At 39.4% G+C, this 18,957-nt stretch carries 14 protein-coding genes; 3 read left to right on the top strand and 11 right to left on the bottom strand.

The window, feature by feature from the left end; translation table 11 throughout:
- Positions 1-22 precede the first annotated feature (22 nt).
- Positions 23-1,150, bottom strand: a complete 1,128-nt coding sequence (tgt, locus tag H5126_RS02850; protein WP_002957831.1) for a tRNA guanosine(34) transglycosylase Tgt — start codon at positions 1,148-1,150, stop codon at positions 23-25.
- A 183-nt stretch (positions 1,151-1,333) separates the two neighbouring features.
- Positions 1,334-2,365 (bottom strand): tRNA preQ1(34) S-adenosylmethionine ribosyltransferase-isomerase QueA, encoded by a 1,032-nt coding sequence (queA, locus tag H5126_RS02845; protein ID WP_182720013.1) that lies wholly within the window; start codon positions 2,363-2,365, stop codon positions 1,334-1,336.
- A gap of 186 nt (positions 2,366-2,551) precedes the next feature.
- Between queA and H5126_RS02840 the strand changes: the two genes are divergently transcribed.
- Both H5126_RS02840 and H5126_RS02835 read left to right on the top strand, forming a co-directional pair.
- The gene (locus H5126_RS02840; RefSeq protein ID WP_182720012.1) at positions 2,552-5,083 is read left to right on the top strand and encodes a GGDEF domain-containing protein; all 2,532 of its coding nucleotides are present in this window, start codon (positions 2,552-2,554) and stop codon (positions 5,081-5,083) included.
- A 191-nt stretch (positions 5,084-5,274) separates the two neighbouring features.
- Positions 5,275-5,487, top strand: coding sequence for a hypothetical protein (locus H5126_RS02835; RefSeq protein WP_002957835.1), 213 nt, complete (start codon positions 5,275-5,277; stop codon positions 5,485-5,487).
- 18 nt (positions 5,488-5,505) lie between these two features.
- On the opposite strand, the gene H5126_RS02830 is transcribed toward H5126_RS02835, so the two are convergent.
- The 7 genes from H5126_RS02830 to H5126_RS02800 form a co-directional block, all read right to left on the bottom strand.
- Positions 5,506-6,432 carry a hydrogen peroxide-inducible genes activator gene (locus tag H5126_RS02830; protein ID WP_002957836.1) on the bottom strand — a complete coding sequence of 309 codons (927 nt, stop codon included), beginning with the start codon at positions 6,430-6,432 and terminating at the stop codon, positions 5,506-5,508.
- Between the two features lie 82 nt (positions 6,433-6,514).
- Positions 6,515-7,783: an inorganic phosphate transporter gene (locus H5126_RS02825; protein WP_182720011.1), complete on the bottom strand. Its 1,269-nt coding sequence runs from the start codon at positions 7,781-7,783 to the stop codon at positions 6,515-6,517.
- 39 nt (positions 7,784-7,822) lie between these two features.
- A complete protein-coding gene (locus H5126_RS02820; RefSeq protein ID WP_002957838.1) occupies positions 7,823-8,500 on the bottom strand; it encodes a TIGR00153 family protein in 678 nt (225 codons plus the stop codon).
- Between the two features lie 150 nt (positions 8,501-8,650).
- Positions 8,651-9,352 (bottom strand): phosphate signaling complex protein PhoU, encoded by a 702-nt coding sequence (gene phoU, locus H5126_RS02815; protein WP_007586465.1) that lies wholly within the window; start codon positions 9,350-9,352, stop codon positions 8,651-8,653.
- Positions 9,353-9,398: 46 nt separating this feature from the next.
- Complete coding sequence (gene pstB / locus H5126_RS02810) at positions 9,399-10,226, bottom strand: phosphate ABC transporter ATP-binding protein PstB (RefSeq protein ID WP_002957840.1); 828 nt, start codon at positions 10,224-10,226, stop codon at positions 9,399-9,401.
- A gap of 27 nt (positions 10,227-10,253) precedes the next feature.
- The gene (gene pstA / locus H5126_RS02805) at positions 10,254-11,903 is read right to left on the bottom strand and encodes a phosphate ABC transporter permease PstA (protein ID WP_182720010.1); all 1,650 of its coding nucleotides are present in this window, start codon (positions 11,901-11,903) and stop codon (positions 10,254-10,256) included.
- A 15-nt stretch (positions 11,904-11,918) separates the two neighbouring features.
- Positions 11,919-14,153, bottom strand: coding sequence for an ABC transporter permease subunit (locus tag H5126_RS02800; RefSeq protein ID WP_182720009.1), 2,235 nt, complete (start codon positions 14,151-14,153; stop codon positions 11,919-11,921).
- A 380-nt stretch (positions 14,154-14,533) separates the two neighbouring features.
- Here H5126_RS02800 and H5126_RS02795 point away from each other — a divergent pair, with 380 nt between their 5' ends.
- Positions 14,534-15,040 (top strand): glycine cleavage system protein R, encoded by a 507-nt coding sequence (locus H5126_RS02795; protein ID WP_002957843.1) that lies wholly within the window; start codon positions 14,534-14,536, stop codon positions 15,038-15,040.
- Positions 15,041-15,177: 137 nt separating this feature from the next.
- Here the strand turns inward: H5126_RS02795 and H5126_RS02790 are convergent, their stop codons facing one another.
- Together H5126_RS02790 and H5126_RS02785 are read right to left on the bottom strand one after the other, a co-directional pair.
- Positions 15,178-15,633: a hypothetical protein gene (locus H5126_RS02790; RefSeq protein WP_002957844.1), complete on the bottom strand. Its 456-nt coding sequence runs from the start codon at positions 15,631-15,633 to the stop codon at positions 15,178-15,180.
- A 200-nt stretch (positions 15,634-15,833) separates the two neighbouring features.
- Entirely contained in the window at positions 15,834-18,953 is a 3,120-nt protein-coding gene (locus tag H5126_RS02785; RefSeq protein WP_182720008.1) for an efflux RND transporter permease subunit, read from the bottom strand.
- Positions 18,954-18,957 lie beyond the last annotated feature (4 nt).

The raw sequence follows: 18,957 nt of genomic DNA, 5'->3' as shown, positions 1-18,957 counted from the left end.
ACTTCCTCTTTAATTTTAAAGTTTAATTTTTTATATCTGCTAACTCTGGCACATCTTGGCCTCGGCGAGCATAAAAATCTTGTACAAATTCTTCTAATTTACCTTCGCTAATTGCATTACGTAAACCTTCCATAACACGTTGATAGTAACGTAAGTTATGAATTGTGTTTAGTCGCGCACCTAAAATTTCGTTACATTTATCAAGGTGATGCAAATAAGCTCGTGAATAGTTTTTACACGTATGGCAATCACACTCAGGGTCAAGTGGCCCTGTATCTGTTTTATGCACTGCGTTACGTATTTTTACTACACCCGTGGTAATAAATAAATGCCCGTTACGCGCATTACGTGTTGGCATAACACAGTCAAACATATCAATACCACGGCGAACCGACTCAACTAAGTCTTCTGGCTTGCCTACACCCATAAGGTAACGAGGCTTGTCTTCTGGCATTTTAAACGCACAATGATCAAGGATATTCATCATTTCGTTTTTAGGCTCACCTACTGATAGGCCACCTAATGCATAACCGTCAAAACCAATTTCTTCAAGGCCAGCTTGTGATTGTGCACGTAATTCTGGGTACATACCACCTTGGATAATACCAAATAAAGCAGATGGATTATCGCCATGCCCTTCTTTTGAACGCTTAGCCCAACGAAGAGATAACTCCATAGAATCTTTAGCTTCTTTTTCAGTTGCTGGGTATGGCGTACACTCGTCAAAAATCATAACGATGTCTGAGCCTAAGTCGCGCTGTACTTCCATCGACTTTTCAGGCGACATCATAATTTCATCACCATTTACTGGAGATTGAAATAAAACGCCTTCTTCAGTGATTTTGCGCATTGCGCCTAAGCTAAATACTTGAAAACCGCCTGAGTCAGTTAAAATTGGGAAGTCCCAATTCATAAAGTCGTGTAAATCACCATGTTGTTTAATGATCTCAGTACCTGGGCGAAGCATTAAATGAAAGGTATTACCTAAACATATTTGCGCACCAGTGGCTTTAACTTCATCTGGCGTCATACCTTTTACAGTACCGTAAGTACCAACAGGCATAAAAGCAGGTGTTTCTATTACACCACGGTCAAAAATTAAGCGGCCGCGGCGCGCTTTTCCGTCAGTACAATCTAATTCAAATTTCATATCATCCTCAATGTCGGAAAAACAGTCCAACAAGCTATAATTTAACCGCCTGATTCTACCCTTTTTGCCTCACTAATACTATTAGCTGCGATAAATTCAGTTTTGCCAATTGCCGCAAACAAAAACCCCAGCAACTAAGCTGGGGGTTTTAATATATTCTACTGAGTATTAAACAATATTTTGTTACTTACGTGTTAAAAACATGGCGTCGCCATAACTAAAAAAGCGGTACTGCTGCTCTATTGCAGTATTGTAAGCGCCCATAATATTGTCTTGGCCGCTAAATGCGCTGACTAACATTATAAGCGTTGATTCTGGTAAGTGAAAATTTGTGACCATGGCATCAACAACATTAAATTGATAACCAGGAAAAATAAATATATCGGTATCACCAAAATACGTATCTAACTTGCCGCCGTGAACTTTAGCAGCCGACTCTAATGAGCGAACTGAAGTTGTGCCTACCGCAATTACACGCCCACAATTTGCTTTAGTTTGCGCAACAGCTGCAACTACGTCATCAGGTACTTCTATGTATTCTGAGTGCATTACATGCTCATCAACACTATCAACTCGTACCGGCTGAAAAGTACCAGCGCCAACGTGTAGCGTAACAAAAGCCATATTTACGCCTTTATCTTTGAGTGCTGTCATTAACTTATCGTCAAAATGTAGACCTGCAGTTGGTGCTGCAACTGCACCTGGTTTTTCACCATAAACAGTTTGATAACGCTCACGGTCAGCATCGGTATCAGGTCGGTCAATATAAGGAGGCAGTGGCATATGGCCAATATCATTAAGTATATCTAACACGTTTTGGCTATGATCGAACTCAAGCTCAAATAAAGTATCGTGGCGTGCAACCATTATTGCCTTGGCTTTGCCTTCTAAAATAACTTCGTTACCGACCTTAAGCGACTTACTTGCCCGTACATGCGCAAGTACGCGATGCTCATCTAATACCCGCTCTACAAGTACTTCAACTTTTCCGCCTGAAGCTTTTTGACCAAACATACGTGCTGGAATAACGCGTGTATTGTTAAAGACCAATAAATCGCCTTCGTTTACTAAATCAAGTATATCGCTAAACACTTTATGTTCTAAAGTTCCGCTTGGGCCATCTAAAGTGAGTAGACGGCTGCTGGTTCTGTCCGCTTTAGGAAAACGAGCTATTAATTCATCAGGTAAGTCAAAGCTAAAGTCAGCCACGCGCATAATTAGTAATCCACATCATTTAAAATCGCGCCAAGTGTATATGTATCGGATATTAAGCTCAAGAAATCAGCCAAACTTATAATGTCTGTTTGCGTGTTTGCCACTAAATTCTCTTGTTCTTATGGTTAAATGTCACTATTCTTATTCGGCTAAATTATTATAAGTTATATTAGGGGTGTTCAACTCGTGCCAAACCAGCTTAAATTGCTAATATTAAACGCAAGTAGTGCTGAACGTCGCGCGATTAAGGGCACTTTAGAGAGCTTAAATGTATTTACCTTTATTGATGCCCAAGACAGCCAACAAGCTTTAAAGCTTTTAAAACAACACCCTGTTGATATTATAATAACGGGCATTAATGTTGGTAAAATTGATGGCTGGCGCTTTTCTAGGATGATCCGCTCAGGATTATTAAAAACACCAAAAAACACACCAATCTTACTTATTCCGCCAATTTACTGTGAGCGGATTGCCGAAACAACAGCCCGAAGCTATGGGATAGATGCTGTACTACCGTTTGAGCACAAAGATATGCTCCCTCAAGTACTTGCGAATGTTTTATCTACTCACTTAGAAAAAAGTAGCCGGCTAAACTTATTATTATTAGAGCCACTTCAAAATACGGCAGACAAAATAAGTGAACAGTTAAAGTTAAACTTTGCTATCACTCACGTAACTTCAGCTAAAGCGGCACTTAACGCTTATAACCAACAGCAGTTTTCAATTGTGCTACTCGATGCCACTACATCAAGTGCAGAGAGCTCGAGTGTACTCGTTGAAGAAATCCTCCAGCACAATTCTAAACAAGCTATTGTTACAATTATAGAAAGTGACGATGCCGATTACGCTGAGCAGCTTTTGCTTTCGGGTGTTACCGACTTTATTAGAGCCCCTTACGATCCTTCATTTTTAAACAAAGTGTGTGACCACGCCGCACGACGTGAAGATTTTATGGTGAGTTATGCTGAATTTGCTTACAAAGTAGAACAATTAAGCGTGAGCGAAGTGCGTTACAAAGAGTTATTTTCAGCTCATCAGCGTATTTTATTGCACTTAAATACAGTTGTTTTAGAGCTCGATCAGCAAGGTAATATTCGTTTTATTAACCCCGCATGGGAAACATTAAGCGGTTTTGGTGTTAAATCATCACTACAAAACCCATTAAGCGCTTATTGTAATAACGAAGATAAAGGAAGGCTTGACTACACTATTAACGATATTTTACATGGTGGCGAGCAACAGCAACAAATAGAAGTAAAGTTAACCCACAAAAATGGCAATTTAATTTGGGTTGAATGCAGATTGCAGCTAATAAAAAATAGTCGTAACAACGCGACTATAACCGCAACTATCGACAATATACACGAACGAAAGCAAGCTGAGATTCAACTACGTCATTTAGCACACCATGACCCATTAACTGGTTTACATAATCGTTATTATTTTGATCAACAGCTTAATAAAATATGCCAAGATAAATACACCTATGATGGCATAGAGCATGCTGTTATTTATATTGACCTCGATCACTTTAAAATAATAAACGACAGTAAAGGCCATCATCAGGGCGATATAGTTTTAAAAGAAGTGGCGCAATTATTTAAAGCAAATATTGGCGACGATCACCTGGTATGCAGAATTGGTGGGGATGAATTTGCAGTCATACTTACCAATATGAATTTACTGGATGCGCACCTTATTGCAGAAGGTGTGTGTAGTGCGATAGAAAAACATGCTTTTAAATCAGAAGATCAGATATACACTATTAGCTGCTCTATTGGTTTAACTCAAATCACGACACAAAATAACGACCCTAATGAGTGTTTAAAACAAGCCGATATTGCTTTGTATATTGCCAAAAACCTAGGGCGTAACTTAGTACATTGCTATTCAAAAGAAGATGCTCAAAACAATACACTACAAACAGGGCTTGAATGGGGCCACGAAATTCGCCAAGCACTACAGCAAGATAATATTGAACTACATTACCAACCTATTTGGGATTTTAAAGAGTGTAAAGTTGCTTATTTTGAAGCGCTTTTACGCTTAAAACTAAAAGGTGAACTCGTATACCCAAATCAGTTTATTCCCTCTTTAGAAATGCTTAACGACACATTTTTGATGGATCAATGCGTTATACGTAATGCTATTGCTTGTGTATCTAAGCACCCAGAGTTAAACCAAGTTGCTATTAATTTGTCAGCACAATCGTTCTTAGATGAACGCTTATTGCCATTAATTGAATCAAACCTTGAAAAGTATAACGTGCCTGCTTCGCGGATAATTTTTGAAATAACTGAATCTGCGAGTATCAATAACCTAAAGGCCACTCGTAAAATGATTGAGAAGCTTAATAGCTTAGGCTGTCATTTTTCTATCGATGATTTTGGAACTGGATTTAGTACATTTAATTATTTAAAACAGCTACCAGCACAGCATGTGAAAATTGACGGCTCATTTGTAAGTGATATGCTCAATGACCCTATAGATTTAGCGTTAGTAAAAGCAATAAATGATATTAGTCGGTCTCTCGATAAGTGCTCTGTAGCTGAGTACGTTGAAAACGAAGAGATATTTTTTGCACTAAAAGAAATTGGTGTTGATTATGGGCAAGGCTACTTTATTGCACGCCCAATACCTGTTGAAAAAGTAAAAGATGAACTCGAAAAAATTTCTAAAAATAAAACGTTTTACCAACAACAAGCTAGCCCAAAATAAACAAAATTAAACAATTTTAATCATTTTATTACTACCAATATTACCTTTCTTGCCTATACTTTCAGCATCAAATGAAAAATGTCGTTCCTTTTTATGTATTTCACTTTAAAAACATGACATTACCTTTTGGCGGCGTAGTACCGATATTTATAGTGGGTTTCAAAGCTATTTAAGCTTTTAAGGAAGAAGGTATGACACAACTAGTTATGTTATTACTGATTATACATTTTGCAATCGCGTATCAGTGTTACCGCTACGCGAATATTAAAGGCTACCCAGTTAAGGTATTTACTGTATTAGGCTGCGTGCCTTACTTTAACTTGGTGGTATGGATTTATTTATTATTTTTACCTGAACTTGAGCCTTTTGAAAGCCATCTTCAAAATCAAAAGCAGCCTTTGTAGGCTGCTTTAGTTCACTTATTATTCTGCTTTAGAAAAATCTAAACTACATTGACGCTTTAAAAACACCTCAAGCTGTTGACTAAATAGCCTAAAGTCTCGAATTCGGCCCGTAGTTTTACGCCACAAGATACCAATATCTCTATATGCATCACTTTGTGATGGTGTAGCCACCATATTTTTATTATCTAAAATACCCGCATTAATCGCCATCTGTGGTAAAAAAGTCACCCCGAGCTGATGCTCAACCATGCTTAATAGAGTATGTAAGCTTGCAGCTTCAAATGGGTTAATACAACTGGCACGGTTTAAGTGACATGCACTAAGCGCATGGCCCGTCATGCAGTGCTCGCGCTCTAATAAGAATACGCTAGCCTCTGGTAATAGATTAAAGTCGACTACGCCCTTTGCAGCGCTGTAATCCTTATGGTGCACTAAACTAAACTGATCTTTTGCCAATACTTGTGTATGAAATTTATCTGTTTCGTACGGCAGTGCAAGTAGCGCTAAATCAATATGCCCATGTTCAAGTTTATCCAGTAGCTTGTCACTCGTATCTTCAATTAATACCAGCTCTAAATCACAAAAGGTTTCTTTACAAAAATGATAAAGCGGAGCCGCTATAAAGCTTGCAATTGTAGGTATAACACCCACAGTCAGCTTACCACTTAGTGGTGTTAAAAAGCTTTTTGTAAGCTCTTTTAAACTAATTGTATCGTTAATTATTTTACGAGAACGCTCAACAACTTCTTCACCAATACTGGTAAACATCAGGCTGCGATTTTCACGCTCAATTAGCTGACAGCCTAGTGTTTCTTCAAGATTTTGAATAGCGCTACTTAAAGTAGATTGTCCTATAAAGCAGGCACTAGCGGCTCTGCCAAAGTGCTGATGTTGATGAACAGCTAATAAATACTGTAGTTGTTTAATACTTGGAAGGTTAGTCATTTTTTCTTTCCACAAATAAAAAGACCCCAACACCTAGGGCATTGAGATCTTTTCAAGCTAAAAGTCTTTGAGTACTTTTTTATTAAACCCCAAATGCGGTTCTTAGTACGTAGAAAATAACAATAGCAAGGGCAGCGCCAACTGGCAATGTAATTACCCAAGAAACTACAATGTTTCTGATAACACCCATGTTAAGCGCGCCAATTCCACGTGCCATACCTACACCTAATACCGCACCCACTAGGGTTTGAGTAGTAGAGATTGGCATACCAGTACCTGAGGCAATAACAACGGTAGAAGCAGCAGCTAGTTCAGCAGCAAAACCACGGCTAGGTGTTAAATGTGTAATACCTTCACCGATTGTTTTGATTACTTTTTTGCCTAAAATAGCAAGACCAGCAACAATACCAAAACCACCTAGAGGTAGAATCCACCAAGCAATAGCTGCTTTTTTAGCAATTTCACCATTGTTTTCAACAATGTTTACAACAGCTGCTAGTGGACCAATTGCATTAGCAACGTCATTAGAACCATGTGCAAATGCCATACAACATGCTGTTAGTACCATAAGAACAGCAAATACTTTTTCAACATTGTTGAACTGCATTTGTTTATCTGCTTTTGGATCAATATTTAAGCGAGATATGGCAATTTTACCAATCACAGCAACAACTATTGCAACACCTACTGACAGTGCATAGCCTTCAGCTGAGCCTAGGTCTATACCAACGTGCTTTAAGCCCTTTTTAATTGTAACCAATGCCATGATAAAACCTGCTAAGCCCATATAAAGAGGGACATAACGTTTAGCATTTTTTAGTGGTGCATCTGTATTAAAAATAAGTTTTTGTGCACTCATGAATATTAAGTATGCAATAAAGCCTGATATGGCAGGTGTTATAATCCAACTACCTACAATACCACCTACTTTATCCCATTGAATCGCCTCAGTACCTACTGCAACTAACGCAAAACCAATGATTGCACCAATGATTGAGTGAGTTGTAGATACAGGCCAGCCTAAGAACGAGGCCATTAATAACCAAGCGCCGGCTGCAAATAAAGACGAAATCATACCCAGAACCATTAATTCCGGAATATCTGTAAATGGTGCTGCATCAATAATTCCTTTACGAATTGTTGATGTAACCTCACCACCTGCTAAATAGGCGCCTGCAAATTCAAAAATCATCGCTATAAAAATAGCTTGTTTGATTGTTAGCGCTTTTGAACCTACAGATGTACCCATGGCGTTCGCTACGTCGTTCGCGCCAATACCATAAGCCATAAAAAAGCCGACTGCTGCGGCAATTAAAATTAATACCGTGCCGTAAGATGCAATGATATCCATTGTAAAACCTTAATCTTTCGTGTTTGAACTGATTTTAAATTAACGAGCTAACATCAGCTCAAGACGTGATCCTACGCGCTCTGCAATATCTGCAAGCTCGCCAACCCATTCAATGATTTTATATAAAAACATCACATCAATTGGGTTTAACTCACCCTCTACATCACGTAGCTGGCGGCGTACTTTTATCTGCATTTCGTCCGTGTCTTGTTCTATGGCATCCAATTCAACTAACATTTTTTCTACTAAGGTGACTTCTCGACCTTTAAAACCCGTTTCTAGCAATTCTTCTAATTCGTTAATTGCTTTAGATGCTTGTTTAGTCGCATCTACACAACGGGTTAAGTAAGCTAAGAAATCAGCTTGCATCACTTTAGGAATGGTCATTTCACGACCAATCACTCGTCCTGCAATATCTTTTGCTTTATTGGCAATTTTATCTTGTTGAGTTACTAATTCGAGAAGATCTGTACGCTCTACCGGCATGAATAAACCACGTGGCAATTGTAAGCGTATATCTCTTTTCATATCATCAGCTTCACGTTCTAAATTGCGAATAGTGATGCGAAGCTCTTCAGCTTGTACCCACTCTTCTTTAAATACGTGATTAAAAAAAGGTATCAAAGCTTTACTTGCTTGATGAACCTTCTTGATGTGTTCTTCCATTGGTTTGATAGGAGATTTTGCAAATACTCCTAAAAACGCGTTTGTAGGCATAACTGACCCTTTAATCAAATTGATATGCTTTGCAGCATGAATTTTACAGTATTAACCAAGATTGTGAACGCTTTTTATTACTTCACTAAGGCTTGCAATGCACAAAGCGGCACTAAGCCGCTTTAATAAAAAAGAAAAATAGGTAAAAAATTATAGCGATTTTTCTATATCTTCTTGAGATGTATGACGAATATCTTTGCCATTTACAAAATAAATAATGTATTCCGCAATATTTTGACAACGATCCCCTATGCGCTCTAATGAACGAACAGACCAAACTAAGTCCATAATTTTAGGGATTGAGCGTGGATCTTCCATCATATAAGTCATTATTTGACGTGTGATAGCTTCATATTCACGGTCAACTTTTGCATCTTCTTTATGTACTTGAAATGCGCGCTGCACATCCATACGTGCAAATGCGTCTAGTACATCATGTAACATCTTTAGAACTTGGCGGCCCATATTCTCAATATTTACTAACAAGTCTTGTTGATCTTTAGTAAATGAGTCTAGTGCAACTTTAGCAATTCGCTCAGCTTCATCGCCAATACGTTCTAAATCTGCAATAGTTTTTGCAATTGCAATCACTAAACGTAAGTCACTTGCTGCAGGCTGACGACGAGCAATGATACGCGTACATTCTTCATCAATGCTGACTTCCATTGCATTTACTTTGTAATCGTTCTGACGTACCTTTTGAGCAAGCTCAGCATCGTTACGACTCACCGCATCAAGCGCGCTATTTAATTGCTGCTCAACTAAGCCACCCATACTCAATACATGGTTACGTACATTTTCTAGTTCTTGGTTAAAGCGCCCAGAAATATGCTTATTAATATTATGTTCCATAGTTACCTTCTCTCTTAATCTTGTACAACACGCTATAACGGGCTAATTAACCGTAACGACCGGTAATGTAATCTTCAGTCTTTTTCTTCGTTGGTGTAGTAAATAAGGTATTTGTGTCTGAGTATTCAATCAATTCGCCCATATACATAAAGGCTGTTTGATCAGATACACGCGCTGCTTGTTGCATGTTGTGTGTAACAATAACAACGGTAAATTTGTTTTTTAAATCGTTTATTAGCTCTTCGATTACCAAAGTAGAAATAGGGTCGAGTGCTGATGTTGGTTCATCAAGTAAAAGTACCTCAGGCTCAATTGCAATTGAGCGAGCTATAACTAAACGTTGTTGCTGACCACCCGATAAGCCAAACGCGCTATCGTGCAATCTATCTTTTACTTCATCCCACAAAGCAGCACCACGAAGTGATTGCTCTACTACTTCATCTAATTTACGTTTCTCTTTAATGCCTTGTAAGCGCAGGCCATAAACTACATTTTCATAAATTGATTTAGGAAATGGATTAGGGCGCTGAAACACCATGCCTACATTACGACGAAGTGCTGCTACATCTACGCTCTTATCGTAAATATTTTGACCATGGAGTAATATTTCACCTTCAATACGGCAAATATCAACCAAATCATTCATGCGATTAATACAACGCAGTAATGTTGATTTACCACACCCAGACGGCCCGATAAACGCAGTTACTTGGCCTTTAGGAATGTTCATATTTACTTTATTAAGCGCCTGCTTATCACCGTAGTAAAGATCGAGGTCTTTAATCTCTAGCGCTTTTTGATCATCCGTTAAATTTTCTAGGTCTAACTTTTGACCGATATTAGCTTGGTTTACTTGTGGAGCGACTGTAATCATTTTTGTTACCTATAAAATCTTTACTAATTAGTGTTCAAGCGATCTGAATTTTTCACGTAAATGGTTACGTATACCAATGGCCGTTATGTTTAGGGTAATAATCACCGACACCAATAAAAAGGCAGTGGCGTATACCAGCGGACGTGCCGCTTCAACATTAGGGCTTTGGAAGCCAACATCGTATATATGAAAGCCTAAGTGCATGAACTTTCTATCTAAGTGAAAATACGGGAAGTTACCATCAAGTGGTAATGTAGGGGCCATTTTTACAACGCCTACTAACATTAATGGTGCAACTTCACCTGCAGCACGCGCAACTGCCAGTATTAAACCAGTCATAATTGCAGGGCTTGCCATTGGAATAATTATGCGCCATAACGTTTCAACCTTTGTTGCGCCAAGCGCTAGTGAACCGTCACGTACGGTACTTGGAATACGAGATAAGCCTTCCTCAGTCGATACAATAACAACTGGCAAAGTTAATATAGCAAGCGTTAACGCCGACCACATTACACCTGGCGTACCAAATACTGGCGTTGGTGCCGCTTCAGGGTAAAATAATTGGTCTAAGCTACCACCTAACATGTATACAAAAAAGCCGAGGCCAAACACACCGTACACAATTGAAGGCACACCGGCCAAGTTAATCACCGCAATACGAATCATCTTAGTGACTGCATTTTTAGCGGCATACTCGTGTAAGTAAATTGCAGCAACAACACCAAACGGCGTCACTATTACAGCCATCAGCATAACCATAAACACAGTACCAAATATAGCAGGGAAAACACCGCCCTCTGTATTTGCTTCACGTGGGTCATCAGATACAAACTTACCTAGCTGCACAAAGTAGTGCCCTAGCTTTGCAAAAAAGCCCATATCATTTGGAAACCAAACATCAAGTACTTGATACATTGGAATCGTAACTACTTCACCGCGCATATCTTTTACAGTTACGTGATCACGTTTAGCTTGTTTACGTAGTGCAAATAAATCTTTTTCAAGTACACCATACTGCGCACGTAATTCAGCACGCTCTTGAGTAAGCTCAGCAACACGTTCATCAGTGAGTGCGTTATCTAGTAAGTAGCCCTTTTCTTTTAAACGAAGACGCTCAAGCTCATAGTTAATATGCCCAATGTCACCATTTTGTAAATCAAGTGCTTCGTCGTTTAAATCCACGGCACGCTCTACAAGTTCATGTAGAGCTTCAATTTTATCGCCTTCGACTGGTTTACCATCTTTAATTACACTTTCAACATAACCATAAAAATTACCGTTTTTACTACGCTCAAATACAGCAAGCGTTGCAGGCGTTGTTTTATTTTTAATGTCGGTTTCTAATATCCAACGAAAGTCTAAATCTACATACTCACGATTACCTGTTTTAATAAGTAAGCGCTCTATTTCTTCTTTTTCAAATCCGCTAACGTCAATACCTGTCGCGGCTAAACGCGTTTTTGGTACTAATTCACGGTCATAAACTTCGCCAATAACGGTTTGTTTTGAAATTGACCCTTCAAGTTCAAACTGCACAACTTCTGAAGGCCAGAAAAAACTTAATCCTTTCCAGGCTATCATTGCTAATAAGCCTAGAACTGAAATTAAACTGATGCTCACTGCACCACCGGTCATCCAAATCCAAGGAGAACCAGACTTAAACCACTGCTTTACCATGTCATGTCTCTCCGCTTACATTGAGCTATATTTTTCACGCAGTTGCTGGCGAACAAACTCAGCGACTGTGTTAAAAATGAATGTGAATATGAATAGTACAAAGGCCGCTAAGAACAATATTCTGTAATGCGAACTACCTACTTCTGACTCAGGCATTTCAACTGCAATATTTGCTGCAAGCGTACGCATACCTTGGAAGATGCTCCAATCCATAATAGGTGTATTACCCGTTGCCATAAGTACAATCATGGTTTCGCCAACGGCGCGGCCAAGTCCCATCATTACCGCAGAGAAAATACCAGGGCTTGCTGTTAGTAATACAACACGTATTAGTGTTTGCCACTGCGTTGCACCTAATGCTAATGAGCCATTTGATAAATGCTTTGGAACACTAAATACGGCGTCTTCTGCAATTGAGAATATAGTTGGAATAACTGCAAACCCCATCGCAATACCTACAACCAGCGAGTTACGTTGATCGAATGTCATACCTAGCTCATTTGTTAAGTACTGACGTACATTGCCGTCAAACATCCAAAGCTCAACAAATTCACTCATCGCAAACGAAAACCAGCCAATAAGTAAAACGACCGGAATAAGGATAATTGAATGAGATCCTTCAGGAATTCGATGACGGATTTTGGTTGGTAATTTAGTCCAAGCTAAACCTGTCGCTAACATACCTAAAGGTAATAATATGAGTAACCCAACAATTGCAGGTAAGTGCTCTTCTATCAAAGGAGCTAACCAAAGACCGGCTAAAAAACCTAAAATAACGGTTGGTAATGCTTCCATTATTTCAACAGTAGGCTTAACTACCTTACGTAATTTACTCGACATAAAGTATGCCGTGTAAATTGCCGCCGAAAGCGCAATAGGCACTGCAAATAACATCGCATAAAGGGCTGCTTTTAATGTACCGAACGAAATTGGCACTAATGAAAACTTAGATTCAAAGTCATCACTGGCTGATGTTGACTGCCATATATAACCTGGCTCTGGGTAACCTTCGTACCACACTTCTTGCCAAAGCGCTGACCAAGTGACTTCTGGATGCTCGTTATGTATTTCTAATACTGTTAGTTTGTTATCCGCCAAAATTAATGCAGCATTTGAACGCGGTGAAATTGCAAAGTTTTGTATTGCGCCTTCACTTACTTTACCTTGCCATAATTTTGCTTCGCTTGTTGTGTAGTACACCCCAAGCTCACCGTTACTGCTGGTCGTAAAAAAAGTACGACGGTAGAACTCTGTAAATACATTTAATTTACTTTGCTTAGTCGTTTCAAATGAACGTATTTTTTCATATTCGCGGCCAGTGTCAGTGTTAACTTCAAACCACTGCGAAACTTCGCCGTTATCATTGGCAAGCATTAATGAGTTTGCACCTGCTAGTAATTGTGCAGATACAATATTGGCATTTTCTTCGTTAGCTGAAAGTAGCTGAATTTGCTCTACATCACTTGGGTCACGTGTATCGTATACGTAAACTTGATTAGCAGAACGTACAAAAGTACGGGTTGTATCTGGCGACATTAATAGCTCATCTACACGCCCTTCAACATCTAGCTCTGTGCGCTCAACAACCCACTCAACTTCGCCAGTAAACATATTCTCTTCAGCAACAAAACTGCTAAACAGCACCCGTTTGTCTTCTGTAAGTGCGACAACAGCTGTTCTGTCTTCATAGTGGCTAAATGCAAAGCGTTTAATAGCTGAGCCTTGTTCATCTACTTCCAAAGCCATTTCCCCAAGAGGAAAGTCTAAACGAGGCGTTAATTTACGCTCGTTATTAGGAAAGGTGACCAAAAATTTAGGTGCTACGACCATTACAGTGCCATCTTTTAAACCAAACGCATAATGCCCTTGAAAAGGCGCGCTAGTTGCAAAGCTTGTTGCATCACTTGGTAGCTCGGCGTTTAATGTTTTAAGCTTTTTACCAAAGCTGCCATCTTGCACACTGTAAAAATCAACCTGCCCTTGCTGACTGAGTAAATAAGCAACTTCAGTTTGCTCTTCTACACCTAGGCCTGCTATTTGCTGCGAATTAGCGACCTGAAAGCTATCGCGTTTTTCTACTTTTGCAGATTCAAAAATTGGCTGTACTACATAAAGAAGGTAAAAGAATATTAATAGCAGTGCTACCAATACCATTATCCCACCTGCGGTTATACCAAATTTGGCAAACCGATCTTTAAATAGACGGCTTCGATCCGTATTAAAAGTCGGTTTATTCGGATTTGAAGTCATCAAAACACCCTTAAATCTTAACGTTGTATAAATTATATTTCATCAAGATGACAGTAATGTTACAGCAGTAATAATAAGCACGTTAAAACGGTTTTAAATAAAACTAGCGAAGAAAATCGCTAAATAAGTCTCATATAGATGATTTTTAAGTGAACTAAATTATAAAATAATTGGACAAAGCATTTATCGAGGTCAATACTAAAAGAGTACTTACTAAATAAGAATGACTATTAATACCACGTATAGTCAACACAACCAAATTCAATTTTATTATTTTAAAATCAACGATTTATAAAAGTGCAACAACACACAATTTAGATTAGACAATACACTTAATGCCTATGCATTTACTTTCTTTGGGCTTAAAAAGAGAATTATTTATGAAGCAGTTGGTTATAACTATTTTAGGGCAAGATCGCCCTGGTTTAGTAGAGAGTATCTCATCCGTCGTGTTACAAAATCATGGCAACTGGCTAAGCAGTAACTTAAGCCATTTATTAGGTCATTTTGCAGGTATTATTCAACTTGAAGTTGCTGAGGAACACTTTCAATCATTACAAAGCGCTTTAAATAAGTTACCTAAGTTAGACGTTCGAATTGAAACCGGAAACACAGAAATTGAACCATCAACATTAGAACAAATCAATCTGGTTATAACAGGTAACGATCGCCCAGGTATTGTTCAAGAGTTGGCGAGTGTAATACGCCACAAAGGCGCTAACATTACTCATTTAAATTCAAGGCAGCAAAGTGCGCCTAATTGGGGGGTGCCTATTTTTAGCGCTGTTGCTACCGTTACTTTACCCAATGGTATGAATAAAGATGAAGTCATTGAAGCATTGGAATCAATAACAAGTGATTTAATTGTAGATACAGAAGAAGTTTGATCTCCCTAGGTGCGTGCCACACTGTTGACACGCATATTATTTTAGCCAGTTTATCAAAGCCCTCTGCGGGTTATTTAACGCAGACATAAAATAAGCCGATGCAAGCATCGGCTATTTTGAATAGTTATCTTATAAAGCTACATATCCATATGACGATTCGTACTTTGCATCATTTGCTTTATACCTTGCTTTTCCAGCTCTAGTATTTGTTGCAGCTTTTCTTGGCCACTTTGAGTTTCAGCGCGCTCAAGTAAGTATTCGTATAATTCAATTACCTTTTGATGCTGCTCTGATAAATAAGCTTGAATAACTTTCTCATCAAATTGCTGGTCTTTACTAATGTCTTCGAAAGTAATTAGCTCAGGATTTTTAGCAAAGTATTCATAACAGTACGTATCGAGCGTATTTATTTCGGTTATCGCTTTAAACCCGACTAAATCTTCAGCGAGTTTTTTTTCGTAATTTAGGTAGTAGTCCACCAGCATTGCATTATGTTCATCGAGTAAATCCTTTACGCTATGAAAATTAGCCGCCATTTGCGTATGAAACAAAACGGTCCAATCGTATACCTCTTTAATTGTTTTAACTTGCATGTGCATTCCTTACTTAGTTGACTGTATAGGTACTACACTGCGTAAAGCGTGCCAATTAAAAAACCATTTAAAAACAGAAGGTTAATTTTAAAATGGATATTAGTTAGCAATTTAATAGAATAACTTACAAATTATAGGTAATTTTTATAGAGCAATGCGTGGGTAGTAACCGCACTGCTCTATCGTCTTGTTGCTTTATATTATTTAAGTCCTTGTTTGCGCCACAGTAGGTAAACCGCAGGAATAACAAGTAAGGTGAGTACAATTGCACTGCCCATACCGCCAACCATAGGTGCAGCTATTCGACTCATTACTTCGCTTCCGGTGCCTGTGCCATACAGCACAGGTAGCAAGCCAATAATAATTGTCGCGACAGTCATCATAACCGGGCGTACTCGAAGCCCTGCACCTTCAAGAATAGCTTGCTGTAATTGCACTAAACTAAGTGGCTTATCTGCCTGCTCTGCTTCGATGCATTTTTCTTGATAGGCTTGGTTTAAATACACCAACATAATGACCCCAATTTCTACCGCTACCCCAGCTAAGGCAATAAAACCTACACCCACTGCAACTGAAAAGTTAAAGCCCTCTAAATACATTAGCCATACGCCACCAATCATTGCCAGTGGCAAAGTAGCCATAATAATAGTGACCTCAGCAAAGCTTCTAAAATTAAGATAAAGCAACACAATAATAATCGCTAATGTAAGTGGTAATACATAAGTCAGTTTGTCTTTAGCGCGCTGCATGTATTCATACTGCCCAGCCCACGTAATTGAGTAGCCAGCAGGTAGTATTAGGTCCTTATCGAGCACTTGCTGAGCGTGCTCAACGTAAGTACCAATATCAACGCCATCTATATCAATAAAACTCCAACCGTTTAAACGTGCATTTTCGCTTTTTATACCAGGTGGTCCATCTTCAATAAATACATTGGCTACATCACCAAGTGCTATACGCTGCCCTGTAGGCGTTACAATGGGTAACAGCATTAGCTCTTCTGGCGAGTCTCTGTATGCTTGCGGGTAACGCAAATTAACTGGGTAGCGCTCTTGCCCTTCTACGGTTTGAGTTACGTTTGTACCACCAATTGCAGTAGATACAACTTGCTGTATGTCGCTAATATTTAAGCTATAGCGCGCGGCTTTTTCACGATTTATATCTACTTTTATATAACGTCCACCGGCTACTCGCTCTGAGTAAACCGATGCAGTGCCTTGCACATCTTTCAATAACACTTCTATTTGTTGACCAATTTTTTGAATTTCACTCAACTTTGGTCCCGCAACTTTAATACCCACAGGGGTTTTAATACCGGTCGCGAGCATATCAATACGTGTTTTAATTGGCATTACCCACGCGTTCGTCAACCCCGGAAACTTAACCAAACCGTCGAGTTCTTTTTTAAGTTTTTCAAGCGTCATACCCTCGCGCCATTCGTTTTTTGGTTTTAGCTGAATAAACGTCTCTATCATTGTAAGCGGCGCAGGATCTGTTGCAGTTTCTGCTCGCCCAACTTTACCAAATACTGTTTTAACCTCAGGTACTGTGGCAATTAGCTTGTCGGTTTGCTGTAGTATTTCGCGCGCTTTACCTACCGATAAACCAGGATACGTTGTGGGCATATACATTAAGTCGCCCTCATCAAGTGGCGGAATAAATTCACTGCCTATTTTGTTTACCGGGTAAAAGCCAATAACAGAAACAACCACCGCGAGTACCAATGTCATTTTTGGAAATTTAAGCACCCAGTTAAGTAGTGGGCGATACGCTGCGACGAGTAATCGGTTAACTGGATTTTTTTGCTCCGAAATAACTTTACCTCTAATAAAGTAACCCATTAATACCGGCACTAAGGTAATTGCAAGCCCAGCAGACGCCGCCATAGCATAGGTTTTAGTGTAAGCCAGTGGCGCAAACATACGTCCTTCTTGCGCTTCTAAAATAAATACCGGCATAAAGCTGACGGTAATAATTAATAAACTAAAAAATAATGCAGGACCCACTTCACTCGCCGATTTAGCCACAACTTCCCAGCGGTTTTCGTTGGTAAGTGGCGTTTTTTCCATATGTTTGTGCATATTTTCAATCATGACGATAGCGCCGTCGGTCATTGCGCCTATCGCTATTGCAATTCCCCCTAAAGACATAATGTTGGCGTTAATCCCCTGCCAGTACATAATTATAAATGCCGTTAAAATCCCAAGCGGTAACGTAATAATCGCCACCAATGATGAGCGCACATGAAACAAAAACACCACACACACTAAAGCAACTACAATCAGCTCTTCAATTAGCTTACTTGTTAGATTATCTACTGCGTTATTTATTAAGTTGGAGCGATCGTACACAGGGACTATTTCAACGCCCTCTGGTAATCCCTTTTTAAGCGATTCTAATTTTGCTTTTACCAGCTCAATAGTTTTTTGTGCATTTTCGCCATAGCGCATAATAACGATGCCGCCGGTCACTTCGCCTTCGCCATTAAGCTCTGCAATACCACGGCGCATTTGCGGCCCGACTCTAATATCAGCTACATCACGCAATTGCAGCGCAGTACCATTAGCGTTTACGCCAAGCGGAATAGCTTCTAGGTCGGCAACACTTTTAATGTAGCCTGTGCTTGTTACCATGTATTCAGCTTCAGCCATTTCAACTACTGAGGCGCCCATCTCTTGGTTGCCTTGCTGGATAGCGGTTTGAATAAGGCTAAGCGGAATACCATATGCGCGTAATTTATCAGGCTCAACATTAACTTGATATTGCTTAACCATGCCACCAACAGCAGCCACTTCAGAGACTCCTGGTACGGTTTGTAGCTCAAACTTTAAAAACCAATCTTGTAAGCTTCGTAGCTGACTAATATCGTGTTTATTTGTTTTATCAATTAGTGCGTATAAGTAAATCCAACCTACGCCTGTTGCATCAGGACCAAGCTCTGGCGTAGCGCTATCGGGCAATCGGTTTGCTGCTTGGCTTAGGTATTCTTGTACTCGGCTACGAGCCCAATACAAATCAGTTTTTTCATCAAAAATAACGTAAACGTACGAGTCACCAAAAAACGAAAAACCCCTTACAGTTTGTGCACCCGGCACAGAAAGCATTGCAGTGGTGAGCGGAAATGTAACTTGGTCTTGCACTACTTGCGGCGCTTGCCCCGGATAAGTGGTTTTTATAATGACCTGAACATCAGATAAGTCAGGCAAGGCATCTACGGGCGTATTTTTTAGTGCAAACAATCCTCCACCCAGTAAAATTAATGTAAGCAACAACACAAAAAAGCGATTGCCAACAGACCAGCGAATAATGGCAGTTATCATAATG

Source organism: Pseudoalteromonas sp. SG45-3 (assembly GCF_014164075.1).
Taxonomy (GTDB): Bacteria; Pseudomonadota; Gammaproteobacteria; order Enterobacterales; family Alteromonadaceae; genus Pseudoalteromonas; species Pseudoalteromonas distincta.
This window is presented reverse-complemented; position numbering and strand designations above follow the sequence as displayed.